This is a genomic window from Serratia plymuthica (genome assembly GCF_018336935.1).
GTDB lineage: Bacteria > Pseudomonadota > Gammaproteobacteria > Enterobacterales > Enterobacteriaceae > Serratia > Serratia plymuthica_B.
In genome coordinates this window covers 4,372,590-4,398,311 of record NZ_CP068771.1, presented here as the reverse complement: position 1 = coordinate 4,398,311, position 25,722 = coordinate 4,372,590, and the positions used below count along the sequence as shown (strand labels likewise).

The window sequence follows — 25,722 nt, the reverse complement described above, 5'->3', positions numbered from 1 at the left end:
GTATTGGTCGGCTGGCCGGCAATAAAAAAGGGGCCTGGGCCCCTTTTCGCTTATTCCGCTTTGGCGGCGGCTTGCTCGGTGCGATAGAGATGAACGTCCATCTGCGGGAATGGAATACCGATGTTGTTGGCATCCAGCGCGCGCTTGAAGTTTTCCATCAGATCGAAGTACACGTTCCAGTACTCCGCGTTGGTGGTCCAGGAGCGGGTCACGAAGTTCAGCGAAGACGGCGCCATTTCGTTCAGGCGTACGGTCACACCCTTGGCGTGCATGATGCGCTTATCTGCCGCGATCACGTCGCCCAGCACCTTTTTCACCACGTCGATGTCGGCGTTATAAGCCACGCCCACCACGATATCCACGCGGCGATTCGGCTCGCGGGAGTAGTTAATGATGTTGCCGGCAATGATTTTACCGTTCGGCACCACGATGGTTTTGTTGTCTGCGGTGCGCAGAGTGGTAGAGAAAATTTGCACCTGATCGACAGTCCCTGCCACGCCGCCCAGATCGACGTACTCGCCCACGCGCAGCGGACGGAAGATCACCAGCAGCACGCCGGCGGCAAAGTTGGACAGCGAGCCTTGCAGCGCCAAACCAACGGCCAAACCGGCGGCACCCAGTACGGCGATCACCGAAGTGGTCTGCACGCCAATGCGCCCCAGCACCGCAATGAAGGTAAACGCCAGCACGCCGTAACGCACGATCGCCGCCAGGAAATCCGCTACCGTGGCGTCAATGCCGCGCAGCTTCATCACGCGGTTTAATGCGTTGCCTATCACGCGGGCAACTATCGAACCGATGATCAGGATAACGATAGCGGCAACGATGTTCACCGCGTACTGGATCAGCAGATCCTGGTTCTTCACCAGCCAGTTACCGGCGCCGTTGATGCCGTCTACTACATTTAAATCTTTCATTCGTGTTGTCCTAACTCTGCCCCTAAAGGGATAAACGCGCAAAAATACACTGACATCAATCGTCAGTTGGAAACCACTGCCTTAGGTTAACCAACATTCGCCCCGCATCCAACCGCAAGCGCTAAAAATAGCCGAAACAGCAACCTGTTTAAGGCCATTTCCTCTATGCTAAACAAAGCGCTACTCTTTTATGCTACCAAGGAATCCCGACCTTCATGTACATTCCGTCGTCGATTAAACACTACTGGCAAGTCCGGCCGAGGCTGCTGCTTTCGGTGGGGGCCGGCATCCTGTGCTACCTGTTGCTGCCTGCCCAGCTATCTGAACTGCAACGCCTGATGGTTGGCTGGAACGTGCTGGCCTGGCTCTACCTGATGTTTCTCTGGCGCTTGATGCTGGTGAGCACGCCGCAACACATCCGCCAGATTGCCCGTTCGCAGGATGAAAGCGCCAGCATGGTGTTGGCGCTGGTCAGCATCGGCTGCCTGGTCAGCATTCTGTCGATTCTGTTTGAGCTGGGCACCACCAGGCAGGTCAGTAACTCGCTGAAAACGCTGCATCTGACGCTGACCGGCACCACGCTGGTAGTGTCCTGGCTGCTGCTGCCGACGGCCTTCACCATGCATTACGCCCATCAGTTTTACCGCAAGGGCGCGCAGCAGAACCCGCTGCCGCTGATGTTCCCCGGCAATCTTGCCGAACCGACCTATCTGGATTTCGCCTACTTCTCGTTCACCATCGCCGTGGCGTCGCAAACCGCCGACGTGGCGGTCGGCGCGGCGGAAGTGCGCAAAATCACCCTGCTGCAATCGGTCATCTCTTTCGTGTTCAATATGGTGATCCTGGGGCTGTCGATTAACGTCGGCGCCGGCCTGTTAAGCTAAAACGAAAAAGGCTCCCCGAAGGGAGCCTTTATGGCAAAACAGCTAACCGAGATTACAGAACGTCTACTGCGTTCAGATCTTTGAAAGCTTGTTCCAGACGAGTAATCATCGAAGTCTGGGCTGCACGCAGCCATACGCGTGGATCGTAGTATTTCTTGTTCGGCTGGTCGGCGCCTTTCGGGTTGCCCAACTGGCCCTGCAGGTAACCTTCGTTCGCTTTGTAGTACTGCAGGATACCGTCCCAGGTTGCCCATTGGGTGTCGGTATCGATGTTCATTTTGATCACGCCGTAACCTACGGACTCTTTAATCTCTGCGTCGGTAGAACCGGAACCGCCATGGAACACGAAGTTCAGGCTGTTGTGCGGCAGGTTGAATTTCTTGGACACGTAGTCCTGAGAATCACGCAGGATGGTCGGGGTCAGTTTAACGTTGCCTGGCTTGTAAACGCCGTGCACGTTACCGAAGGACGCCGCGATGGTGAAACGTGGGCTGATGGCGTTCAGTTTTTCGTACGCGTAAGCCACGTCTTCCGGTTGGGTGTACAGTGCGGATGCGTCCATATGGCTGTTGTCCACGCCATCTTCTTCACCGCCGGTGCAGCCCAGTTCGATTTCCAGAGTCATACCCAGCTTCGCCATGCGAGTCAGGTACTTGCTGCAAATCTCGATATTTTCTTCCAGAGACTCTTCAGACAGGTCGATCATATGGGAAGAGAACAGTGGCTTGCCGGTAGCGGCGAAGTGCTTCTCGCCCGCGTCCAACAGGCCGTCCAGCCATGGCAGCAGTTTCTTCGCACAGTGGTCGGTGTGCAGAATAACCGGCACGCCGTAATGCTCGGCCAGCTGGTGAACATGATGTGCACCAGAAATCGCGCCCAGAATCGCTGCGCCCTGCGGAACGTCAGTCTTCACGCCTTTGCCGGCGATAAACGCGGCACCGCCGTTGGAGAACTGAACGATAACCGGAGCACGTACCTTCGCGGCTGTTTCCAGCACGGCGTTGATGGAGTCGGTACCCACGCAGTTCACTGCTGGCAGCGCAAAGTTGTTCTCTTTAGCTACTGCGAATACTTTCTGAACGTCATCACCAGTGATGACACCCGGTTTTACGAAATCAAAAATTTTAGACATGTTACTTTGTCCTGTTTCGTCGGCCGTAGATGGATGTAAATCGATTTTTGCATGCCGCGCCGCCTTGGCCGCGCGGTATAAAACAAACGGGCGGCTTTCGCCCCCCGTTGTCTGAATTACTGCTTAGCACGCTCTTCCAGCATCACTACCGCCGGCAATGATTTACCTTCCACGAACTCCAGGAAGGCGCCGCCGCCGGTTGAGATGTAGGAAATCTTGTCGGCAATGCCGAACATGTCGATTGCTGCCAGAGTGTCGCCGCCGCCTGCGATAGAGAAGGCTTCGCTGTCTGCGATAGCGTTCGCGACAATTTCGGTGCCCCGACGGAAGTTAGGGAACTCGAAGACGCCAACCGGGCCATTCCACAGAATGGTTTTGGCATTTTTCAACAGCGCAGCCATTGCATAGGCAGTTTCGTCGCCGAAGTCCATAATCTCTTCGTTATCAGCGATGTCTGAAACGTTTTTCACCGTTGCCACGGCAGTTTCAGAGAATTCTGTGCCCACGCGAGAATCGGTTGGAACCGGAATGCCGTACTGATCGCGCAGACCTTTTGCCGCAGCAACGAAGTCTGGCTCGTACAATGATTTGCCCACGTTGTTGTCGATAGCAACGAAGGTGTTTGCGATGCCGCCGCCGACAATCACGGTATCCGCGATTTTCACCAGTGACTGCAGAACATCAAATTTGGTAGACACTTTAGAGCCGCCAACGATAGCGACCATTGGGCGAGCCGGGTTACCCAGCGCTTTGCCCAGGGCTTCCAGCTCGGCAGACAGCAGCGGGCCTGCACAGGCAACAGGGGCAAACTTGCCCACGCCGTGAGTCGAAGCCTGCGCGCGGTGCGCGGTGCCGAAAGCGTCCATCACGTATACGTCGCACAGCGCCGCGTACTTCTTGGACAGGGTTTCGTCGTCTTTCTTCTCGCCCTTGTTGAAACGGACGTTTTCCAGCACTACCAGCTCACCTTCTGCAACGTCAACGCCTTCCAGGTAGTCTTTAGCCAGACGTACCGGGCTTTTCAGGTGCTCTTTCAGATAGTTTACAACTGGCAGCAGGGAGAATTCTTCGTTGTATTCGCCTTCGACAGGACGGCCCAGGTGGGACGTTACCATCACGCGAGCACCTTGTTTCAGCGCAGCTTCAATCGTCGGCAGGGAAGCACGGATACGTGCATCGGAAGTCACTTTACCGTCTTTCACTGGTACGTTCAGATCGGAGCGGATCAGAACGCGTTTACCTGCCAGATCCAGATCGGACATGTTAATTACAGACATGGTGAACCCTCTTGGTTAACTCTCTTTAAAGTTGCCTAAGCGACGCACCGGCAAGCTGCCGATGCCGCCGTACTAGAAACCGCTTGCGGCCATTGCCCGTGTTGTATCCAACATCCGATTGGCAAAGCCCCATTCGTTATCGCACCAGACCAAGGTCTTGATCAGGTGCTGCCCGCTGACCCGGGTCTGCGTACCGTCGACGATAGCGCTATGCGGGTCATGGTTAAAATCAATCGAGACTAATGGTAGTTCCGTATAATCGACTATACCACGAAAAGATCCCTGTGCGGCCTTTTGCAACAACTGGTTGACCTCTGTCACTTTCACCGCCGAACTGACGCTGACGCTGAGATCGATAGCCGTCACGTTGATGGTCGGCACGCGCACGGAAATCGCTTCGAAACGATCGCAAAACTGCGGAAAAATGCGGGTAATGCCGGCAGCCAGCTTGGTGTCGACCGGAATAATCGACTGGCTCGCCGCACGGGTGCGCCGCAAATCCTGGTGATAGGCATCTATCACCGGCTGATCGTTCATCGACGAGTGAATGGTGGTCACGGTGCCGGATTCGATGCTGAAGGCATCGTCCAGCAACTTGATCACCGGAATAATGCAGTTGGTGGTGCATGACGCATTGGACACGATACGGTGTTCCGCCAGCAGCGTCTGATGATTGACGCCAAACACGATGGTGGCGTCCAGATCGTTGCCGCCCGGATGGGCGAACAGCACCTTCTTCGCCCCCGCCGCCAGATGGGCCTCGCCATCCGCCCGGCTGCCGAACACGCCGCTGCAATCCAGCACGACGTCGACGCCCAGTTCACCCCAGGGAAGCCGTTCCACCGCCGGCTGATGCAGCAAACGGATAGTGTCATCCCCGACGGTCAGCATGTCGCATTCCTGGCGGACATCCCAAGCAAAGCGGCCATGGCTGGAGTCGTATTTCAGCAGGTGGGCCATCCCTTCGGCGTTCGCCAGTTCGTTGATCGCCACCACGGAAATTTCCGCTCTACGTCCCGATTCATACAGTGCGCGTAAAACGCTGCGGCCGATGCGGCCAAAACCGTTTATCGCTATGCGGATGGTCATGCTGCTCCTGAAAAAGGGCCTTCTTCTGCCGGGCGCGTTCACCGGCGTTGAGAGGGCACAGGCTGGTTATCTGACTAACCTGCATAGAGTAGTGTATCGCACCGCCTGCTGTGAATCGTCGCGTAACATTATTCCTGCCTGCCGGCGGTAATTCACCGGCGTCACTCGGGCATTTCTGCGAGATACCGCTACAACTGAAACGCTTCAGCCGAGCATAAACCAAAGTTTTGCCAAAAGGAACAGGTGCAGCAAGCCGGTGGGCAACGCGGAGAGGTTTTGCGAGAATAAGATGATCTAGCGCACACTTTTGACTTAAGTAAGCGCCAAAGACACGAGGCAGGATGCCGAATTTATAGCCGGCCGCCCCGTAACCGGGTGCGGCCTTGCCGATATTATTCTTTGGGGAAAATCCACAGATGCTCTGCCGGCAACGATAGCCTGCACAACGCCTGCTCACGCCCCTCGCTGCCATAGGCACGCACCACAAAATCCTCGGCCACCGTGCGGAACAGGTATTCCCAACGGTCGCCAAGATACATGCTGGTCAGCAGCGGCAGCTCAAGCTGATTACCCTGAGGATCGTCCCCCAGACGCACGCGCTCGACGCGGATCACCGCCGTCCCCTCTGCGCCGGCTTTTACCCCCGCGCCCGCCATGCCCCACAGCGCCCAGTCTTTACCCTCGATACGCGCTTTGCCGTCACTCACCTCCGTGACCTTGCCGTACAGGCGATTATTGCTGCCCATAAACTCGGCGGTAAACAACGTTGAAGGTGAACCGTACATTTCCTGCGGCGTGCCCTGTTGTTCGATTTTCCCGTTGTTGAGCAGCAAAATACGGTCGGAAATCGCCATCGCCTCATTCTGATCGTGGGTCACCATCAGCGCCGACAGGCCAAGCTTGATAATCAACTCGCGCAGGAACACCCTGGCTTCTTCACGCAGCTTGGCATCCAGGTTGGACAAGGGTTCATCGAGCAGAATCACCGGCGGGTTGTACACCAGCGCCCGACCAATCGCCACGCGCTGTTGCTGGCCGCCGGAAAGCTGGTGCGGATGGCGTTTGCCCAACGCCCCCAGCCCAAGCTGATCGAGCACGCCCTGCACCCGCTGGGCAATTTCCGCCGAGGCGACCTTGCGTAATTTCAACGGGTAGGCAACGTTCTCAAACACGGTTTTATGCGGCCATAGCGCGTAAGACTGGAACACCAGCCCGAGGTTGCGCTCTTCGGCCGGGATCTCGCTGCGCGCGCTGCCGTCGTACACCGCATTGTTGCCGATGACGATACGCCCCTGCGTCGGTTTCTCCAGCCCGGCCACCGCACGCAGCAACGTGGTTTTCCCACTGCCAGACGGCCCCAGCAGCGAAACCACCTCGCCCCGTTTCAACTGCATCGAAACGCCTTTCAGCACCGGGTTGTCGCCGTAGGTCAAATGCAGATTATCTACCGAAAGTTCAATCATGTAATTTCACTCCAAAGCGCAGGGCGATACCCAAACCCAACACCACCAACAGGATGTTGATAAAGGAGAGCGCCGCAACGATATCAATGGCACCCGCCGCCCACAGCGAGACCAGCATCGATCCTATGGTTTCCGTGCCCGGAGAAAGCAGATACACGCCGGTGGAATACTCGCGTTCAAAAATCAGGAACATCAACAGCCACGAACCAATCAGGCCGTACCGCGACAGCGGAATGGTGACGTGTCGGGTGATCTGGCCACGGGTCGCACCGGCGCTGCGCGCCGCTTCTTCCAGTTCGGGGCCGACCTGCAACAGCGTGGAGGAAATCAGCCGCAGCCCGTAGGCCATCCATACCACGGTATAGGCCAGCCAAACGCTGAAGATGGTGCTGCGCAAGGAGCGTAACCAGACGATCAGGTTCTCCCGCAGCCACTCGGCCACCGGCAGCGCCGACAGCCAGCCCTCTTTCAGCGATTTATCCAGCCACATCGGCAGGAACAGGAATACCCACAGGAAAGCCAGACCGGCCAACAGGCCCGGCACCGCTCGCGGCACCAGCACGCTGTAATCGAGGAAGCGGGTCGCGCCGTCGGACTTGCGGTGCATGGCGATGCCGATAAACAGATAGCAAACCACCGCCAACGCGCCGCCGAGCACCCCAATCGCCATCGAGTTGACAATCGCCCGCAACAGGTTGGGTTGCTGCCAGATGGTGCGGAAGGTATTGAGCGACAGTTCGTCCCAGAGGGAAACGCCCACGCCCCAGTTGGAGATAAAGGCGCGCAATACCACGCCCACCAACGGTACGCCGATGGTGACCGTCAGCCAGAACACCACCACGGCGCCGGCGACCCAGCGCCATTTACCCAGCGGCAGCGCACGGGCCTGCGAAGCCTTGCCTTTGACGGTAACGAAACGGTTGGCGGTGCGCATCAGACGGCGCTGCAGCATCACCAACGGAATGGTGATGCAGATCAGCACCACCGCCACCGCCGCCATCAAATGGTAAGACGGCGTACCCAACTTATTGGTCAGTTGATACAGGTAGGTCGCCAGCACCAGGTTGCCTTCCGGATCGCCCAGCACCAGCATCAGGCCGAACACCTCCAGCCCAAGGAAAAACAGCAGCACGCCGGCATAGAGAATGGATGGCCGCACCATCGGCAAGCTGACGGCCGTCATCACCTGCAAGGGCGAGGCCCCCGCCGTGCGCGCCGCCTCTTCCACGTCGGAACCTACGCTGCGCAAAGCCGACGAAATATAAAGATAAGCGTGCGGTACGTGCGTCAGCCCGGCGATGACCACGATGCTGGACATCGAGTAGATATTCCAGGGTACGAAGCCCAGCAGCGATTCCGCCCACAGCGAGAAAAAACCCACCGGCCCGGCGGCTACCACGTAGCCAAACCCCAGCACCATCGGGGAGACAAAGATCGGCACCAGGATCAGCGGCTCAATGAAGCGGCGGCCGGGCAAATCGGTTCTGACCATCAAAAAAGCCAGAATACCTCCCAGCGGAATGGCGATCACCACCAGCCCGAAAGCCAGAATAAATCCGCTTTTCAGTGCCTTGTAAAAGTCCGGGTCGGTAAAAATAAACTGAAACGCCTCAAGGCTGAACACCTTGGACGGGGAGAAAAAGGGGGCGGAGAGGAAACTTTGAATCACGATAAACGACAGCGGCACATAGATAACCAGTGCGGTTATCAACACCACCAAGCCGCGTGGCAGGCTTTGCCACTTTCTGCGCCATGCATTCATAGATTATCCCTATGGTGGTAAACGGCGACCCAAGGGCGCACGCCCATGCGACGGACGCGCGTCCGAATGCGCTTCCTGTTATTTCGCTGCGGCGGCGCGCCACTGTTTGATGTAGTCCAGGCGTTTGGCTGGCTGCAAATACTCCAACAGGCTCTCATCCACCGGGATCGGCTTCAGCGCGTTGCCCAACAGCTTGGTCATGCCATCGATATCATTCTTGCCTTCGATATCGTTACGAATCGATGGAATGTCCGCCTGGTTGGCGAGAATGTTCTGCCCTTTCTCCGACAGCACGTAGTTAAGCCACAGTTTCGCGGCGTTAGCGTTGGCGGCTTCTTTGCTGATGAAACTCACACGCGACAACACCAGGGTATAATCTTTCGGATAAGAGATACCGAGCGACGGGTCGGTCTTGGCGCGCGCTTCGGCATAAGAACCGAGGATATTGAAACCGATCAGGTTCTCGCCGGAGGAAACGCGCTCCATCATGGTACCGGTAGAAGACTGTACCGACAGGCCGCCTTTGGCGACGTCAGCCAGAGTAGCGAAGTAGTGCGGATCAGCCTTGAAGTCCTGCACCGACAGCATGAAACCCAGCCCTGACTTTTCGATGTCATAGGTAGTGACTTTCTTTTTGAACTTGTCGGTCTGGCCGGCGATCAGTTTTGCCAGCGCGGCGTGGGAGTCCGGTACGTCACCCTGTGGGATCAAGCGTTTGTTATAGATGAATACCACCGGCTCGTAGGTGGTGCCGTAGGCCTTCTCTTTCCAGACCGCCCATTTCGGCAATTGAGCCTGCTCCGGCGAGGCGTATTCCTGTGCGTAGTCGGTCGCCAGCTTCAGCGCGGTGTCCATCGACGAGCTCCAAACCACGTCGCCGCTGGAGCCGCCCGCCGCCTGTTCGCTGATGTAACGATTGTATAATTCGGTGCTGTTCATGTCGTTGTATTCGACTTTCACGCCCGGATACAAGGCTTCGAAGCCCTGAATCAACGGCCCCGCCGCCTTAATGTCGGTCGTGGAGTAGATAACTACCTTGCCCTCTTTTTTCGCGCCATCGACCAACTTCTGGTAGTCGGCGGGATAGCCGGCCGGGAAAGCGGCGTAGGCAGGAACGGAGCCTAATATTGTCAAGGCAACCACAGACGCGCCGATTCTTTTAAACATAATTCAACTCCTGTTTACATTTAAGAAACTAAAAATTAACATATAGTTAATCATCGTTCTTAAGCAACGCCGTTGATTTTTTATCTTCGCGTTTTGTGAGGTTGGACGATTTTTAGGCATAAAAAAGCCCGGCAGAGTTGCCGGGCCTGGCGTCATCAGCTTCAGGGCGCGGCCTGCGCCGCCCCTGCCGTGACTTATTTCAGCAGCGCCTGCGCCCTGGCCACCACGTTGTCCACGGTGAAGCCAAACTCTTTGAACAGCTGCTCTGCCGGCGCCGACTCACCAAAGGTGGTCATGCCCACGATGGCGCCGTTCAGGCCCACGTACTTGTACCAGTAATCCGCGATACCCGCTTCCACCGCCACACGGGCAGTCACTGCCGCCGGCAGCACCGATTCACGGTAGGCCGCATCCTGCTTGTCGAACGCGTCGGTCGACGGCATCGACACCACGCGCACCTTACGGCCCGCGGCGGTCAGCTGGTCTGCCGCTTCCACCGTGATGCCCACTTCCGAACCGGTGGCAATCAGGATAACGTCCGGCGTACCGGCGCAGTCCTTCAGCACGTAGCCGCCACGGTACACGTTCGCCAGTTGCTCTGCGGTACGCGGCTGCTGGGTCAGGTTCTGACGCGAGAAAATCAGCGTGGTCGGGCCGTCGTTGCGCTCGATGCCGTACTGCCAGGCTACCGCCGATTCCACCTGGTCACACGGGCGCCAGGTGCTCATGTTCGGGGTCACCCGCAGGCTGGCGATTTGCTCGACCGGCTGGTGCGTCGGGCCGTCTTCGCCCAGACCGATGGAGTCGTGGGTGTAGACGAACACATTGCGGATTTTCATCAGCGCCGCCATGCGCACCGCGTTGCGGGCGTATTCCACGAACATCAGGAAGGTCGCGGAGTACGGCAGGAAGCCGCCGTGCAGCGCGATGCCGTTGGTGATGGCGGTCATGCCGAACTCGCGCACGCCGTAGTGGATGTAGTTGCCCGCCAGGTCAACATTCAGCGCTTTGGAGCCGGACCACATCGTCAGGTTGCTTGGCGCCAGGTCGGCGGAGCCGCCGAGGAATTCCGGCAGCACCTTGCCGAAGGCTTCCAGCGCGTTCTGCGACGCCTTGCGGCTGGCGATGTTGGCCGGGTTGGCCTGCAGTTTTTCAACGAAGGCTTTGGCCTCGGCTTTCCAGTTGGCCGGCAGTTCGCCGTTCACGCGGCGTTTGAACTCGGCAGCCAGTTCCGGGAAGGCCCTGGCGTAGGCGGCGAACTTGTCGTTCCAGGCGGCTTCTTTGGCCTGGCCGGCTTCTTTGGCGTCCCACTGGGCATAGATGTCCTGCGGGATTTCGAAGGCGGCGTATTTCCAGCCCAGGGCTTCGCGGGTGGCGGCCACTTCGGCGGCGCCCAGCGCCGCGCCGTGCACGTCGTGGGTGCCGGCCTTGTTCGGGGAACCGAAACCAATCACGGTTTTGCACATCAGCAGGGACGGCTTGTCGGTGACCTTGCGGGCTTCTTCAATCGCCGCCTTGATGGCGTCCGGGTTGTGGCCGTCGACGTGGCGCACCACGTGCCAGCCGTAGGCTTCGAAGCGCTCGGCGGTGTCGTCGGTGAACCAGCCTTCCACGTGGCCGTCGATGGAGATGCCGTTGTCATCGTAGAACGCGGTCAGTTTGCCGAGCTTGAGGGTACCGGCCAGCGAACAGACTTCGTGGGAGATGCCTTCCATCATGCAGCCATCGCCCATAAAGGCGTAGGTGTGGTGGTCGACGATGTCATGGCCCGGGCGGTTGAACTGCGCGCCCAGGGTGCGTTCGGCAATGGCGAAACCGACGGCGTTGGCGATGCCCTGGCCCAGCGGGCCGGTGGTGGTTTCGACGCCCGGGGTGTAGCCGTATTCCGGGTGGCCCGGGGTTTTGGAGTGCAGCTGGCGGAAGTTTTCCAGCTCGCTCATCGGCAGGTCGTAGCCGGTGAGGTGCAGCAGGCTGTAAATCAACATGGAGCCGTGGCCATTGGACAGCACGAAGCGGTCGCGGTCAGCCCAGTGCGGGTTGGTCGGGTTGTGGTTCATGTAGTCGCGCCACAGGACTTCGGCGATGTCCGCCATGCCCATAGGTGCGCCCGGATGGCCGGAATTTGCTTTTTGGACGGCGTCCATGCTGAGTGCGCGGATGGCGTTGGCAAGCTCTTTACGAGAGGACATGTTTTACTCCAGGTCGGATTAAAAAATCAGTCAAGTTTTCTATTTTCTCAGACTCAGCATTAAAACGGCAATCCCTAATGCCAAATGAGAGCGAGTTCACAACTTATTAGCACGATCGGACGGTTTTTCGGAATAACACTATTCTCCCGATTGCTGGCGTACACTAGTCTCGTGCGACAAGATTTCCCCTAAACTACAATCGCACTCCCCCTTGTTACCATTACAGGAAGATGGCCTTATGAAAATTCGTACCTCTTTGATTGCATTAAGCATTGCCACTTTGGCAAGCGGCTGTCAAAACCTGAATACCGATACGCTGATGCAGTCTGGGGCGCAGGCGTTTCAGGCGGCGACGCTGAGCAATGACGACGTAAAAACCCTGAGTGTTAAATCCTGCGCAGAGATGGACAGTAAGGCACAAATCGCGCCGGCCGACAGCACTTATGCCAAACGTCTGAACAAAATCGCGGCGGCGCTGGGAGACAATATCAATGGCACGCCGGCCAACTACAAGGTTTACGTTACCAAAGACGTGAATGCCTGGGCGATGGCCAACGGCTGTATCCGCGTTTACAGCGGGCTGATGGACATGATGACCGACAACGAAGTGGAAGGTGTGCTGGGTCATGAAATGGGCCACGTGGCGTTGGGCCATACCCGCAAGGCGATGCAGGTCGCTTACGGTACCGTGGCGTTGCGTACCGCAGCGGCCTCAACCGGCGGCATCATAGGTTCGCTGTCGCAATCGCAATTGGCGGATGTGGGCGAAAAACTGGTTAACGCTCAGTTCTCGCAGAAACAGGAAAGCGAAGCGGACGATTATTCGTTCGACCTGCTGAAAAAACGCGGTATCGATCCTAACGGCCTGGTCACCAGCTTTGAAAAATTGGCGAAAATGGAAGCCGGTCGTCAGAGCAGCATGTTCGACGATCACCCGGCCTCCGAAGAGCGCGCTCAGCATATCCGCGATCGCATCGCAGCAGGCAAGTAACAACGAGAACGCCCGGCAAGCGCCGGGCGTTTTTCACTTCATCAGTACAAACTCTTTTGCGGCGGCCCGGCGAAGGTCAGCGGCCCGATACTGTTCATATCCACCTCCACCACCGACGGCCCGGGGTAGTTAATCGCTTCCGCCAGCACGCCCTTGAACTGCGCAGCACTGTCCACCTTCCAGGCCTTCAGCCCCATCGCCTCGGCGACCAGCGTAAACGCCGGGGTATGCAGCTCGTTGTAATACTGACGGCCGGCAAAGTATTTATCCTGAATGCCGCGCATCACGCCATACCCGCCGTCGTTCATGATAAGCAGCGTGATGTTGGCCTGCTCCTGTGCCATCGTCGCCAGTTCTCCCAGCCCCAGCGCCAGCCCGCCGTCGCCCACCAGCCCAACCACCTTGCGCTGCGGGTTAGCGATCGCGGTGCCGATCGCCATCGGCAGGCCCATGCCGATCGCCCCGGCCAGCGAGTGAATGTTGCAAAGCGGCGAAATGGCGCGGAACAGACGGCTGCCCCATACGCTGCCGGACACGGTGATATCGCGCACCAACAGCCCATCCTGCGGCAACGCGTCGGCAATGGCGTCGTTCAGTTTGGCGTACTCTCCCGACTGCTCGCGCAGCGCGCCTTCCGCCTGCCGTACCGCAGAGGCGATCGCGGCGTCCCAGTCGGCATTCACCTTCTCGCCCGGGCTCAACCGGGCGGCCAGCGCGTTGAGCAATGCGGCGCAGTCGCCGTTGATTTGCTCATCGGCCAGATAGTTGCGGTTGCCCGCCGCCGGATCGATATCAATCTGCACCAGCGGGCGCGGCAGCGGCAGCGTCCAGGTGCGGGTTTCGTTGCTGCGCAGGCGCGAACCGGCCACCAGCGTCAGATCGCACTGCGTCAGGATCGCCTCAATGCCCGGAGAATTATGAAAGGCACGCAGGCTGCGCGGATGGCTGTCCGGCAAAATGCCGCGTCCGTGGGTGCTGGAGATCACCGCCACCCCGGCGTCGGCCAGCTTGCGCACCGCATCGCCGCAGGCAAGCGCCCCGCCCCCCAGCCACAGCAGCGGCCGCTTGGCGTTTTTCACCCGCTGATACAGACGTTCTACCGCCTCATCATCCGCCGGCGGCAGCGGCGCGGGCGCTAACGGCCGGCTCAGCACCGAACTGGATACCAGGCTGCTTTGAATATCGATCGGGATCTCTACCGCCACCGGGCCGCAAGGTAGGGTCTGCGCATCCAGGATCGCCCGCTGGATCACCGCCACCGCCTGCTCCGGGGAGTTAACCCGGTAGGCGCGCTTGGAACAGGCACGCAGGAAACCGAGCTGATCGCGAGTTTCATGAATAAACCCGGCATCGGCGTCCAGCCAGGCTTTTTCCACCTGGCCGGTAATGTGCAGCAGCGGCGTGTTGGCGTTTAACGCCTCGATCATCGCCCCGACCGCATTGCCGGCCCCTGCGCCGGTGCTGGTCAGCGCCACGCCCAGGCCGGAAAAGCGCCCGTGAGCGTCGGCCATGGTGACGGCCCCCGCCTCGCCGCGCGCCGGTACGAAGCGGATTTTTCCGCGCTGCCCCACCGCATCGGCAATCGGCAGATTGTGGATCGAAATGATGCCGTACATCGCCGACACGTCATACTGTTCCAGAGTCCGGGCTATCGCCTCACCAACCGTTATTTTATCGCTCATCATCAGCCTTCTTATCTGTTTATTGTAGGGGTATGCACCGTCGACCAACGCTAATCGCTCCAGCGGTTCACCTGATGGTTCAGCGCCAGGTACAAGCTTTTTTGCTGCATGTAGGCTTTGATGCCGTTCAGACCCTTTTCGCGGCCCAGACCGCTCTCTTTGAAACCGCCGAAAGGCGTAGAAATAGAAAATGTCTTGTAGGTATTGATCCACACAGTGCCGGTTTCCAATCGCTCCGCCAGCGCCATTGCCCGTGGGAAGTCGCGGCTCCAGATCCCGGCCGCCAAGCCGTACACCGAGTCATTGGCCTGTTCGATCAACTGCTGTTCATCGTCGAACGGCAGCGCCACCAGCACCGGACCAAAAATCTCTTCCTGACAAGCTCGGGCGCTGTTGCTCAACCCTTCGATAATCGTCGGCAGGTAATAGCTGCCGCCCGCCAGCAGCGGATCGGCCGGAGCCTCGCCGCCAATCACTATCCGGCCGCCCTCTTGCTGCGCCAGCGCGACATAATCCGCCACGCTCTGGCGATGCTTGTCGTTAATCAGTGGGCCAAGATGCACCCCCGGCGTCAGCGGGTTGCCCACCCGCAGCCCGGCCGCCAGTTCGCTCAGGCGCGCCAGCAGCGGCCGGTACAGCGAACGCTGTACAAACAGCCGTGAACCGGCGATGCAGGCCTGCCCGGCTGAGCTGAAAATGCCGTAACAAATCCCGCGCGCCGCCTGTTCCACATCGGCGTCTTCCAGCACGATGGTCGGCGACTTGCCGCCCAATTCCAGCGAGGTGGGGATCAGTTTTTCGGCGGCGACATGCGCCAGATGGCGGCCGGTACTGGTGCCGCCGGTAAAGGAAATCTTTTTCACTAACGGATGACGCGCCAGCGCTTCGCCAATCACCGATCCTTTGCCCGGCAGCACGCTGAGCAGCCCGGCGGGCAACCCGGCCTGTTCGAACAGCTCCGCCAGTTTTAGCGCCATCAGCGGCGTGGCTTCGGCCGGCTTGAGGATCACCGCGTTGCCCGCCGCCAGCGCCGGGGCCACCTTTTGCATTTCACTGGCAATAGGCGAGTTCCACGGCGTAATGGCGGCGATAACGCCCATTGGCTGATACTGGCTCAGGGTCATCACTTCGGCGCTGCGCTGGGTGGGCAGCTCGCCCTCAAGCACTTCGCAGGCGGCGGCGAAATAACGGGCAGTGGCCGCCGCGCTGGCCACCAGGCCACGGGTTTCCGCCAACGGCTTGCCGTTGTCGCGGGTTTGCAACTGCGCCAACTGCTCCTGTTGCGCCAGAATCAGGTTGCTGACGCGATAGAGGATCGAAGCGCGTTGGTGCGGCACCAGGCCACGCCATTCGGGGGCGCGCCAGGCGCGCTCCGCCGCCTCCACCGCCTCATTCACGTCCTCTACGCTGGCGGCGTTCAACCGCGCATTGATGCTGCCGTCGGCCGGGAATACCGAGGCCATCTCATCGCCCCGGCCTTCGCGCCAGCGCCCAGCCACAAAAATCTTTAACTTTTCCATGCTCCGCTCCTGCCGTTCAGGCAATAAAGCCACCGTCGATCAGACGGCGACAGGCTTGTACCGCGCTCAGCGCCGCCAGGGTTGATGTCTTGGGATTGCTCGCCAGCGGGTTGCCGCTCAGCTCAATGTGAAACTCACCGAAGCTGCCGCACACCTGTAGCCGGTGAGTGTTGCGCCGGGTGTGCGGATCGACCTGCAATCGCACCCGCGTAGCGTCCATGCCCAGCCCGTTCAGCGCGATGGTAGCCGCCACGTTGGCATTGGCCGGGAACAGCCGCGCCGCTTCGCGGGCCGAACCTTCAAAGAACACCCGCGCCTCGCTGACCGTATCGAGGTCGATCAGTTTTTCCGCCAGGCTGCCGCGCCAGCTGGCCGGGCTTTTGCTGGCCTGATAGGTAACGCTGTCCAGCCCGCCTTCGCGCGCCGACGCCAACCCGTCCATACCCGCCACCGCGCCGGACAACACGATCACCCGCCCCTGATATTGCCGCCCGGCCTGTTGCAACCTGAGCTGCAGCGCCGCATCCGCCAGCGCACCGGTGGAGATCACCGCCAACGACCAGCCGCGTTTTACCACCGCCTCGCCAAACTCCGCCACCGCCTGCTGGCTGGCGCACTCCAGCACCAGATCCGGCTGCCCGGTACAGTGATCCGGGTGCGTCAAAGCCTGCACTTTACCGCCGAAAGCGTTATGGATAGCCGCATGATGGGCCGCACGCGCCACGATCCAGCCAACGCCGACGCCCTCCGGCAAGCGGGAAAGCACTTCTTTCGCCATCGCGCCGTAGCCAATCATCATGATGTTCTTCATTTTTCAGCTCCCAACGGTTACAGATGGCGGTTAAAGCCGCCGGAGACGTCGAGCGCCGCGCCGGTGGTAAAGGACGCTAACGGCGAGGCAAGGAACAGCAACGCCCGCGCCGGTTCCTGCGGTTTACCCAGACGTTTCATCGGAATGCCGCGCCGTTCGGCGATCGCCGCCGTCCACTGCTCCCAGCTTTGATCCTTATCGCCGCGCTCCTCGAAACGCCGCCGCCACTGGCCGGATTCGACCATGCCCAGCAGAATCGAATTAACGCGAATGCCCTTCTCCACCAGCTCTTTCGACAGCGTCAGCGTCAGGTTCAGCAGCGCGGCGCGCGCCGCCGAAGTGGCGACCATGTGTTCTTCCGGCTGCAACGCCAGCAGCGAATTCACGCAGGTGATTGAGGCAATGTCCGAGCGCTCCAAAGCCGGTAAAAACGCCTGCACCGGGTTAATCACGCCGAACAGTTTCAGCTCCGCCTCATGCAGCCAGGCGGCGCGCGGCGTTTGGTCGAAATGGGCGACGAATCCCTGGCCGGCGTTATTGATCAACAGATCAACGCCGCCAAAATGCGCCGTTACCCGTTCGGCGAACTGCGCCACCTGCCGCTCATCGAGCACGTCGCAGCACAGCGCCAACACTTGCGCCTGCGGGAATTCATCGCGCAGGCTGGCTTCGGCGCCGGCCAGTTTGTCCGCATTGCGGCCGCAAAACGCCACCTTCGCCCCTTCCGCCAGAAGGAGACGCAGGGTTTCGAAGCCAATGCCCGACGAGCCGCCGGTGACGACCGCGACCCGATCCTCAAGCTGAAAATTCATGGTTGAATTGCTCCCGTAAAATCCTGCAAATAGCGGTTAAACAGCGCCGGTGCCTCGAGATAGCTGGCATGCCCTGCACCGTCGATCAGGCGCAGCGGCGCGTCATGCCGTTGCGCCAGCCTCGCGGCCGCCTCGGGGGGCGTGATACGGTCTTGATCACCGCACCACACTTCCAGCGGGCCGCGATAGCGCATCAAATAACGGTCGATATCCTCGTTGGCCAGCATCCAGGCGGCACCGAGAAAACCCTCGGGATCGAGCTGCTGCATGCCATTGCGCACCCAGGTGATATCTTGTTCCGACGCCTTTTCACTCAGCAGCGCAGCCGCCCGCTGTTCGCCGTAGCCCAACGGCCCCAGCGTTTCAATCATCTGTTTGCGTTGGCCGTACACCTGACGCCGTTTTTCCTCCGTCGCCGTGGCGTAACCCTGTGCAGGGTCCGCCAGCACCAGCCCGCACAGCCCGTCCGGATAACCTGCGGCATAGGCGCTGGCGATCAACGCGCCAAGCGAGTGGCCGATAATCAGCGGTTGTTCCAGCTCCAGCTCAGTCACCAGCGCCGCCAGCGCGGCGGCATAGGCGGCGGCGTCCGACTCGGCGGCGGCCAGCGGCAAGCTGCCGCCGTAGCCCGGAGCATCCCAGGCCAGCAGACGGTGAGCGTCGGTCAGCCCAGCGTCGTTAAACTGCTTTATCCACGAAGCCGAACCGGAGCTGATGCCATGCAGCAACACTACCGGTCGGCCGTGCCCCGCTTCGCGCCAACTGAGGGAGTATCCCCCGCAGCGCCGCTGCTGACGTTGCGCCAGACCCTTCATCAGTTGCGTTTCACTTTGGATAACGGGTGATCGGCCGGGTAGGTCGGCGTTTCCGGTTTGGCCGTGCCGAGCATCACGCACATCAGCGCCTCTTCCTCACCGTGATTGAACAACCCACGGTAGACACCGGCCGGCACCGAGATCAGATCGCGCTCTTTCAGCTTGGTTTCGTAATATTCCGCGCCATCCTGGATCATCAGCGTGATGCTGCCTTTCAGCATAAAGAACACTTCTTCCACGTCGTCATGCAGGTGCAGCGGCCCTTCGCATTTCGACGGCAACACCATGGTGGAGAAGGTGAAGTTTCCCGCCGGAATGGTATTGGTGTCGTTAACCACCCCGGTAGCGCCGGTGCCGATATAGCGCATCTGCGCACGGCGGTATTTCGGGTCGTAGTCGGCCTGGAACTTCAACGCGTTCCAGTCATATTTACGGCCTTCAAAGCGGGCGATACGTGATTCCACCCAATTTTCTATCGACTGATCCTGCGGCTTGACGCCGGCGTGTTTCTCAACCTGGGACATGTTGTTACTCCTCTGTTGAATCAAACGGTTATCCCCTTCGTCTTTCACGCTGTCGCGTTGTTGGCTGCATTCGTTCGCACCCGTCACTTGCCGCCTGGCCACAGCATGAAATCCATTGGGCTTAGTAATTGTTAATTCAGTACTTTCTCAGCAACGGCAGCAGAATGACGCTGCCGATAAAGGCCATCACCACCAGAAACAGCAGGCCGTTATCCATGTTGCCGGTGGCGGCGATCAGCGCCCCCATCAGCACCGGCGCCAATGCGCCGGCAAAATTGCCCAATCCGTTGAAAATACCGCCTGCGGTGGCGCTGACCTTGCTGCTGGTCGCTTTCGCCAGCAGCGCAAAGATGTTCGGCGCGCCGGCCCCCCACATAAAGGTGCTGAAGGCCATGGCGGCAATCACGCTGTAGGTGCCTTGCAGATGCAGTACCACGGCCAGGCCCAGCCCGGCGCCGCACAGCGAGACAAAGCAGGCCAGCGCGCGACGATCCAGTTTGTCCGACAGCCAGGCGCCGACCACTTCGCCGAGCAGCATGGCGATAAATGGCAGCGATGACAGGTAACCGGCGTGTTCCAGATGGATGCCTTTCCCCTTGATCAGGTAGCTGGGCAGCCAGCCGTTCATGCCCCACAGGTAGGTCAGGAAAGCGATGTTAAACAGGCAAATCATCCAGAAATGCGGATTGCGCAACAGTTCCCGACGCCGTTGTTTACGCTCCGCAGCCACAGGTTGCGCATCGGTTTTGGCTGCCGGGCGCGCCACGTTCAGGTGGCGCATGCCAAACAGCACCAACAGCATTACCGGTAGCGTCAAAAACGCCATAAAGAAGAAGGTGGTCTGCCAATCGAAGGTGTTGAGAATATACAGCGTCACCGGGAAGCCGAGCGCGGCTCCCAGCGGCGTGCCAAGCAGCCACAGCATGGTGGCGCGAGCCTGCAAGCGTTGCGGGAAGGCCTGGCGGATAATGGCGTACGCCATCGGCAGCAATGGCCCTTCCGCGATGCCGAGCAGGATGCGCAGCGTCATCATGGTGTGATAAGAACGGGACAGCCCCATCAACACCATCAGCACGCCCCACACCACCATCATGCCGATCAGCACTTTCACCGGATTCAGCCGGTCGCCAATGCCGCTCAGCAGCATGGAGGAGATGCCGTAAGAGAACAAAAACGCACTCATCAGCAAGCCGAGCCGCGCCGGGTCAAAACTGATGCCCAGCGCCTGCTGGAACTCGCCGTCGGAAAACAGCGCCGCAATGCTGATCTTGTCGAAAAACGCCAGCAGCACGCAGGCGAACAGCGCGATCGGTACCGACCAGCGAACTCGTTGCTGCGGATTTTCGGCAACGGCGTCCCCCACCCGTCCAGCGCGGGCGTCAATGTCTTGCGTAGTCATGAAACGCTCCCGATTTCCCCTTCACATTTCACGCTGCAGCGTTGTTGGCTGCGACATGAAACTCATTGGGGAATGATTATTTCAACGCCATTAAAGAAAACTCCGCGTCCGCCAACTGCTGCGGCTCCAGCACCCGCCCGCCGGCCAGCCAGCGTTTGCCCAGCTTGATGGTGCGAGCGTCGTTAAACGCCACCATCTGCACCAACTGCCGGTCGGCGTTGAGCGTAAAGAACACCTGCGACTGCGGCGTGCGGCGCACCACTTGATGCACCCCGCCGATCGGCACGCCGAGGATCTGAATATTGGTGTCGTATTGATCCGACCACAGCCAGGCCACGTCGCTGTATGGGGCGGCAAAGGCATCCAGCATCGCGCAAGCGGTGCTGATCGCCTGATTCTGCGCATAGGCCCAGGACTGCAGGCACAGGCCAAGCGTCGGGTGGCGCGCCACATCGCCGGCGGCGAAGATTGCCGGGTGGCTGGTGCGCCCCTGGCCATCGATCACGATGCCGGCGTCCACCCTCAACCCGGCGCTATGCGCCAGCTCGAGGTTAAGCTCGACGCCGATACCCACCACCACCAGATCGAAAGCCTGAGGATCGCTGCTTTCGCTGCCGATCCAGGCAGCGCCGTCACGATCCTCCAGCGAGATCTCGCCGCAGCCGCAACGTACCGTTACGCCCTGCTGCTGGTGCAGCTCAAGCAACGCCTGCGAAACGTCAGCGCCTACGCTGCGCATGCACAGCGCGGGCTGGCGCTCGAACACCGTCACCTCGGCACCGAGCCGTCGGGCGGAAGCGGCGATCTCCAGCCCAATCCAGCCGCCGCCGACGATCGCCAACTGGCGACACCCTTGCAATGCCTGGCGCAGTTTTGCCGCATCGTCCCAGGAGCGCAGCGTCATCACCCGCGGATGGCTGGCCCAGGAGGCATTCGGCACACGCGGGCGACCGCCGGTGGCGATCAACAGTTGCTCAAACTGTAGCTGCCGCCCATCGCTGAGCGTGACGATTTGCCGCTGCCCATCAATGGCTTCGGCACGCAACGGACGGTACCAGTCGATGTTCAGCCCGGCGACCACCTGTTCGCTGAACAGCCTGCTGAGCGGCGCATTGCCGTCCAGCAACACCGCCTTGGAGAGCGGCGGACGTTCGTAAAAGTCGTAGGGTTCATCGCTGACAACCGTCAGCCGGCCTGCATAACCGCGATCGCGCAGCGTTTTCGCCGCCCAACCGCCGGCCTGCCCGCCGCCGATAATCACGATGCCCGCCTGCACTGGCCGGTTCATACCGCCTCCGGTTTTTTCTGCTGGCGGCGCGTGTCGTGGTCGATACCGCCTTCCACCGCCCACTCGGTGAACGACACCAGAGAATGCTCCAGCTCACGCGGTTGCCAGTTTTCGGTCAGGTAATCGTCGTTGGTGTAGTACTCGAATGCACCGCCGGTCGGGCTGTTGACGTACCAGAAATAGGCCGAGGAGATCGGATGGCGGCCGGGGCCGATAAAGGTGCTCCACTTCTCTTTGTTCATGGCGATGCCGCCGCCGATCACCTCGTGGATGTCGCGTACGGTAAAGGCCACGTGATTGAGGCCACGCGGGCGATTAGGCAGTTTCAGCAGGAACAGATTGTGATGGCCGCCGCGCGCCTGGGTCCGCAGGAACACCGCGCGATCGATATAGCGATCCGAGACCTGAAAACCCAGCACTTCACGGTAAAATTTTTCGGTGGCGGCGAGGTCTTCGACGAAGAACACCACGTGACCGATGTTGATAGGTTGCGCCTGCGCATACACCGGGCTGGGCTGATCGATGCGGCGCACGTCGCCCCATTGATTGATCGGCGATACCGGCAACTCGACATCGCGCTGTTGGCTGACGCTAAAGCGCAGCGTCATGCCGTTCGGATCGCGGCACTCCAGCTCTCCTCCAACCCGACGGAAACCCGGCATTTGCGCCAGCAACGGAGCCAGAGCCGCCAATTCGCTTGGGCTGCCAACGCCCCAGGTCATGCGGCGCAGGGTAGAACCGCCCTCGAACGCCGCCGGCAATGCTTCACTCTGCAACGGATGCAGCACCACGCGCGCACCGCTCAGGGTAGTGAATTCGCGCTGGCGTTCCCCCCAATGCTGCTGTGCCGCCTGCAGGCCGAAGTTCCGCATGAATTTTTCGCAAGTTGGCAGATCTTCGACGCCAAATTCCAGCTTTTCGATTCCGATTATGCTCATTATTGTGCCTCACGTTCTCGCTGAATGCGTTTTTCAGGCATGATCGAACCCCGGCCCCTGATAGGTATGGGCCTTATCCCTGCCTGAGTAAAAGAGTCGGTGCCGTCAGTTAACCGACGTTTGCCTGCGGCGGTGCGCCCAGGAAGCCGGAGATTTTCTCTGCGGCGTCCCGCACTTCCTTGCGCAGCCGCTCGCGATCCGCTTTCGGGATCTCATCGAACGGCACCATAATGCTGACCACGGCCTCAACCCGCTGCTCGCGGTTGAAGATCGGATAGACGATCGAAGAGATGCCGTGGCGAAAGAACGACTCGCCGATCACATAGCCGCGCGCCTTGTCCTGCTGAACCATCTGCCACAAAGTTTCACGATCCGCCGGGGTGCCCGGCCCGCTGCCCGGTAATTGTTCCTGCGGATACAACAGCTCGAACTCTTCGCGGGTGGCGCTGGTCAGCAGCATGCGGCCGAGCGAAGTCCGGTGTACCGGCAGGCGAGTGCCGACGCTGACCTGATTGATTTGCGAACCGGCGGCGCTGACGCGGGCGATGTAGATCACATCGCGCTCATCGCGGATCGCCAGATGGCTGCTGCATTGGCTGCGATCGCGCAGCTGTTCGATCACCGGTTGGCCGGCCTGCGCCACGTCCAGCGAGGCGATATATTCAAAACCGAGCCGCAGCACCTTGATGCCCAGCGCAAAGGTGTTGGTGCGCGGGTTACGCTCCAGAAAACCCAGATGCTCCAGCGTTTGCACCACGCGGTAGGCGGTCGCCTTCGGCATATCGACCAGGCGATGTAATTCTGCAAAGGTCATTTCCTTGTGCTGCTCGCCAAACGCCAGCAGCAGCTGTAACCCGCGATCCAGCCCCGGGATCAGATACTTACACGCTTGATCGTCTGCCATGTGCGTTTCCTTATAGGGTCATGCCTTAAATAATCAGTTAAAGACGAAACCGCCGTTAACCGGCAACAGTTGACCGGTCACGAAATTCGCCAGCGGCGACAGCAGATAAAGCACCGTGCCGTTCACGTCGTCAGGATGTTGCGCCCCGGCCAGCGCCCGGCCCTGTTCGTACAGTTGGTGGCGCTCGGCGGGTACATATTCGGTCGCTTCTACCCGCGTCAGACCCGGTGCGATAGCGTTAACGCAAATCCCCTGCGGGCCCAATTCACGCGCCATCGAGCGGGTCATCGAGATAATCGCCCCTTTGCTGGCCACGTAGGCCATCAGGCGCGGTGCGCCCCACAGCGCGGTATCCGAAGCCACATTGACGATCTTGGCATGCGGGTTTTGCGCCAGCAGCGGCACCGCTGCCTGGCTCACCAGCCAGGTGCCGCGCACGTTGACCTGCATGACCCGATCCCACAGATCAATATCGTATTCCATCATGGTTTTACCGCCGACGCCGGTAGCCAGCGCCGCGTTGTTCACCAGCCCGTCGATCGTACCGCCTGCGGCAATGGCGCTGAACGTAGCGGTGATCGAAGCCGGCGACGCCAGATCGATAACCTGCGTTTCCACCTCGGCCCCCTGCTCACGCAGGCTGGCGGCGCTGCCCGCCAATTCATCCGCCAGAATATCGCACATCACCACCCGCCCGCCCGCCTGGGCGATGGCCCCGGCAAAGCTGCGGCCCAGACCGCGCGCCGCGCCGGTCACCACAATGCGTTTTCCCGTCAACAGGCCGTTCACTGCGCGGCCTCCTGTTCGGCGAGTATCGCCAGTTGTTTTTTCGCCTCTTTTTGCATCATGCGGCGCAGGCGGGAAAGGCCAACGTCATGCTGATACAAATATTCACGGCCACGCGCGTTTGGCGCCATGTTCTCCAGCACGATGCGATCTTGTTCCAGTACGTCCCAATGCAGGGCTTCCAGGCGATTGCGGTACATAAAGCGCCAGATGTCGCGCTGCCAGTCTTTGACCTTGCGGATACGCCAGAAGAACACCCGGCAATGATCTTTATCTTCCGGCACCACCATGCCGATGATCCAGAAGTGGCCGCCCGGCCCAAAGCGCTTCTTGTACGGGATCGACAGGCGCATCCAGTAGGCACCGCTGCTGCCGAACTCGACCCAGTCAAAGTTAACGCCGATCTGGCCGTTCTTCTTGAAGATGAACCCGGTATCGGTCGGCTCCAGCGCCATGTCCGCCTTGCGATCCCCTTCCGCCATCGAATGCGAAGAGGCGTGCAGGTAGGTGCCGTGCATCGGATCCATAACGTTTTCCAATGCATACTGATAGTTGCAGTCCCAGCTGGCGGTACACAGGAAGTTGCTGTAGGAAACCTCATCCGCCAGTTCCTGTGGGAAGGTCAGCTCCGGCGGCGCTTCGTCGGCGGTGATGCCGAAATAAAGGAACACGGCGCCGTAGGCCTCTTTGGCCGGGTAAGAACGCAGGCATTTTTGCCCCACCAGCGGGCAGCGATCGACCGCAGGCACGTCTTTGACCGTACCGTCGCCGCCAACCTCAACGCCGTGATACCAGCAGGCGATGCGATCGCCCAGATTCCAGCCCATCGACAGCCGTGCGCCGCGATGCGGGCAGCGATCTTCCAGCGCGTGGATCGCGCCTTCGGCGTCGCGCCACACCACTATCTGCTGCTCAAGACGCGTAATGCCTACCGGATTATTGCCCACTTCCCAACTGGCCAGCACCGGGTACCACATGCCGCGCAACCCCTGATCGAGATAGTCCTGCAAAGTCTTTGCGGAGGATGTTGTGTTTACCGTCATTGCCTTCTCCCGGGCTGCTCAGTAACCGTTAACGTGAAGGAATTCGCGGAACGTCGCCTCATTCCACGGCTGGCCGCTGCGATCAAACAGGCGGCGCTGGTTCAGCGCGCCGACGATCTGCTCAAGCTCTTCCGCGCCCTGCTCGAAGATCTCTTCCAGCGCCGCGACCAGTGCGGTTTCGAAGCCGTCCGGTACCCGGCTGCGGTTCTGCCAGATGACGTTCCGGAACTGGCCCGGTTGGTGGATCTGACCGTTGCCGCCAACGCGCGCCGGGCTCACCTGTTGGGTGTCCGGCAGCCAGGGATTGAAATCGGTGATGTGCTGCATGA

Annotated in this window: 23 protein-coding genes; 2 read left to right on the top strand and 21 right to left on the bottom strand. The window is 59.9% G+C overall.

Annotated elements, in window-relative coordinates:
* Positions 1-50: 50 nt before the first annotated feature.
* Positions 51-917, bottom strand: coding sequence for a small-conductance mechanosensitive channel MscS (gene mscS / locus JK621_RS20485; protein ID WP_212557411.1), 867 nt, complete (start codon positions 915-917; stop codon positions 51-53).
* Positions 918-1,132: 215 nt separating this feature from the next.
* On the opposite strand from mscS, the gene JK621_RS20480 reads away from it, so the two are divergent.
* Positions 1,133-1,801, top strand: coding sequence for a DUF1345 domain-containing protein (locus tag JK621_RS20480; protein ID WP_212557410.1), 669 nt, complete (start codon positions 1,133-1,135; stop codon positions 1,799-1,801).
* A 52-nt stretch (positions 1,802-1,853) separates the two neighbouring features.
* Here the strand turns inward: JK621_RS20480 and fbaA are convergent, their stop codons facing one another.
* The 7 genes from fbaA to tkt all read right to left on the bottom strand — a co-directional run bounded on the left by fbaA (position 1,854) and on the right by tkt (position 11,880).
* Positions 1,854-2,933: a class II fructose-bisphosphate aldolase gene (gene fbaA / locus JK621_RS20475; RefSeq protein ID WP_062868553.1), complete on the bottom strand. Its 1,080-nt coding sequence runs from the start codon at positions 2,931-2,933 to the stop codon at positions 1,854-1,856.
* 116 nt (positions 2,934-3,049) lie between these two features.
* Positions 3,050-4,210 carry a phosphoglycerate kinase gene (pgk, locus tag JK621_RS20470; RefSeq protein ID WP_212557409.1) on the bottom strand — a complete coding sequence of 387 codons (1,161 nt, stop codon included), beginning with the start codon at positions 4,208-4,210 and terminating at the stop codon, positions 3,050-3,052.
* A 72-nt stretch (positions 4,211-4,282) separates the two neighbouring features.
* Complete coding sequence (gene epd, locus JK621_RS20465) at positions 4,283-5,299, bottom strand: erythrose-4-phosphate dehydrogenase (RefSeq protein ID WP_006317321.1); 1,017 nt, start codon at positions 5,297-5,299, stop codon at positions 4,283-4,285.
* A 392-nt stretch (positions 5,300-5,691) separates the two neighbouring features.
* On the bottom strand, positions 5,692-6,762 hold the full coding sequence (locus JK621_RS20460) for an ABC transporter ATP-binding protein (RefSeq protein ID WP_212557408.1): 1,071 nt from the start codon (positions 6,760-6,762) through the stop codon (positions 5,692-5,694).
* Positions 6,755-8,524: an ABC transporter permease gene (locus JK621_RS20455; RefSeq protein ID WP_212557407.1), complete on the bottom strand. Its 1,770-nt coding sequence runs from the start codon at positions 8,522-8,524 to the stop codon at positions 6,755-6,757. Before JK621_RS20455 ends, JK621_RS20460 begins: the two co-directional genes overlap by 8 nt.
* A gap of 78 nt (positions 8,525-8,602) precedes the next feature.
* Complete coding sequence (locus JK621_RS20450; protein WP_212557406.1) at positions 8,603-9,691, bottom strand: ABC transporter substrate-binding protein; 1,089 nt, start codon at positions 9,689-9,691, stop codon at positions 8,603-8,605.
* Positions 9,692-9,885: 194 nt separating this feature from the next.
* Positions 9,886-11,880 carry a transketolase gene (tkt, locus tag JK621_RS20445; protein WP_212557405.1) on the bottom strand — a complete coding sequence of 665 codons (1,995 nt, stop codon included), beginning with the start codon at positions 11,878-11,880 and terminating at the stop codon, positions 9,886-9,888.
* 238 nt (positions 11,881-12,118) lie between these two features.
* Between tkt and JK621_RS20440 the strand changes: the two genes are divergently transcribed.
* Complete coding sequence (locus tag JK621_RS20440) at positions 12,119-12,871, top strand: M48 family metallopeptidase (protein WP_212557404.1); 753 nt, start codon at positions 12,119-12,121, stop codon at positions 12,869-12,871.
* A gap of 41 nt (positions 12,872-12,912) precedes the next feature.
* Here JK621_RS20440 and JK621_RS20435 read toward each other — a convergent pair whose 3' ends face one another.
* The 13 genes from JK621_RS20435 to JK621_RS20375 all read right to left on the bottom strand — a co-directional run bounded on the left by JK621_RS20435 (position 12,913) and on the right by JK621_RS20375 (position 25,720).
* Positions 12,913-14,553 (bottom strand): thiamine pyrophosphate-binding protein, encoded by a 1,641-nt coding sequence (locus JK621_RS20435; RefSeq protein WP_212560255.1) that lies wholly within the window; start codon positions 14,551-14,553, stop codon positions 12,913-12,915.
* 50 nt (positions 14,554-14,603) lie between these two features.
* Positions 14,604-16,073, bottom strand: a complete 1,470-nt coding sequence (locus JK621_RS20430) for an aldehyde dehydrogenase (RefSeq protein ID WP_212557403.1) — start codon at positions 16,071-16,073, stop codon at positions 14,604-14,606.
* A 16-nt stretch (positions 16,074-16,089) separates the two neighbouring features.
* On the bottom strand, positions 16,090-16,884 hold the full coding sequence (locus JK621_RS20425; protein WP_212557402.1) for an aspartate dehydrogenase: 795 nt from the start codon (positions 16,882-16,884) through the stop codon (positions 16,090-16,092).
* A gap of 17 nt (positions 16,885-16,901) precedes the next feature.
* Entirely contained in the window at positions 16,902-17,696 is a 795-nt protein-coding gene (locus JK621_RS20420) for an SDR family oxidoreductase (RefSeq protein ID WP_212557401.1), read from the bottom strand.
* Positions 17,693-18,511 (bottom strand): alpha/beta fold hydrolase, encoded by an 819-nt coding sequence (locus JK621_RS20415; protein WP_212557400.1) that lies wholly within the window; start codon positions 18,509-18,511, stop codon positions 17,693-17,695. The genes JK621_RS20420 and JK621_RS20415 overlap by 4 nt, the downstream gene beginning before the upstream one ends.
* Positions 18,511-19,035: a cupin domain-containing protein gene (locus JK621_RS20410; RefSeq protein ID WP_212560254.1), complete on the bottom strand. Its 525-nt coding sequence runs from the start codon at positions 19,033-19,035 to the stop codon at positions 18,511-18,513. The genes JK621_RS20415 and JK621_RS20410 overlap by 1 nt, the downstream gene beginning before the upstream one ends.
* Positions 19,036-19,171: 136 nt before the next feature.
* A complete protein-coding gene (locus tag JK621_RS20405; RefSeq protein ID WP_212557399.1) occupies positions 19,172-20,434 on the bottom strand; it encodes an MFS transporter in 1,263 nt (420 codons plus the stop codon).
* 76 nt (positions 20,435-20,510) lie between these two features.
* On the bottom strand, positions 20,511-21,722 hold the full coding sequence (locus JK621_RS20400) for an NAD(P)/FAD-dependent oxidoreductase (RefSeq protein ID WP_212557398.1): 1,212 nt from the start codon (positions 21,720-21,722) through the stop codon (positions 20,511-20,513).
* The gene (locus tag JK621_RS20395; protein WP_212557397.1) at positions 21,719-22,660 is read right to left on the bottom strand and encodes a VOC family protein; all 942 of its coding nucleotides are present in this window, start codon (positions 22,658-22,660) and stop codon (positions 21,719-21,721) included. The genes JK621_RS20400 and JK621_RS20395 overlap by 4 nt, the downstream gene beginning before the upstream one ends.
* A gap of 109 nt (positions 22,661-22,769) precedes the next feature.
* Positions 22,770-23,564 carry an IclR family transcriptional regulator gene (locus JK621_RS20390; protein WP_212557396.1) on the bottom strand — a complete coding sequence of 265 codons (795 nt, stop codon included), beginning with the start codon at positions 23,562-23,564 and terminating at the stop codon, positions 22,770-22,772.
* Positions 23,565-23,597: 33 nt separating this feature from the next.
* Entirely contained in the window at positions 23,598-24,353 is a 756-nt protein-coding gene (locus JK621_RS20385; protein ID WP_212557395.1) for an SDR family oxidoreductase, read from the bottom strand.
* Complete coding sequence (locus tag JK621_RS20380; protein WP_212557394.1) at positions 24,350-25,393, bottom strand: aromatic ring-hydroxylating oxygenase subunit alpha; 1,044 nt, start codon at positions 25,391-25,393, stop codon at positions 24,350-24,352. The genes JK621_RS20385 and JK621_RS20380 overlap by 4 nt, the downstream gene beginning before the upstream one ends.
* A gap of 18 nt (positions 25,394-25,411) precedes the next feature.
* Positions 25,412-25,720 carry a recombinase-like helix-turn-helix domain-containing protein gene (locus JK621_RS20375; protein ID WP_212557393.1) on the bottom strand — a complete coding sequence of 103 codons (309 nt, stop codon included), beginning with the start codon at positions 25,718-25,720 and terminating at the stop codon, positions 25,412-25,414.
* Positions 25,721-25,722 lie beyond the last annotated feature (2 nt).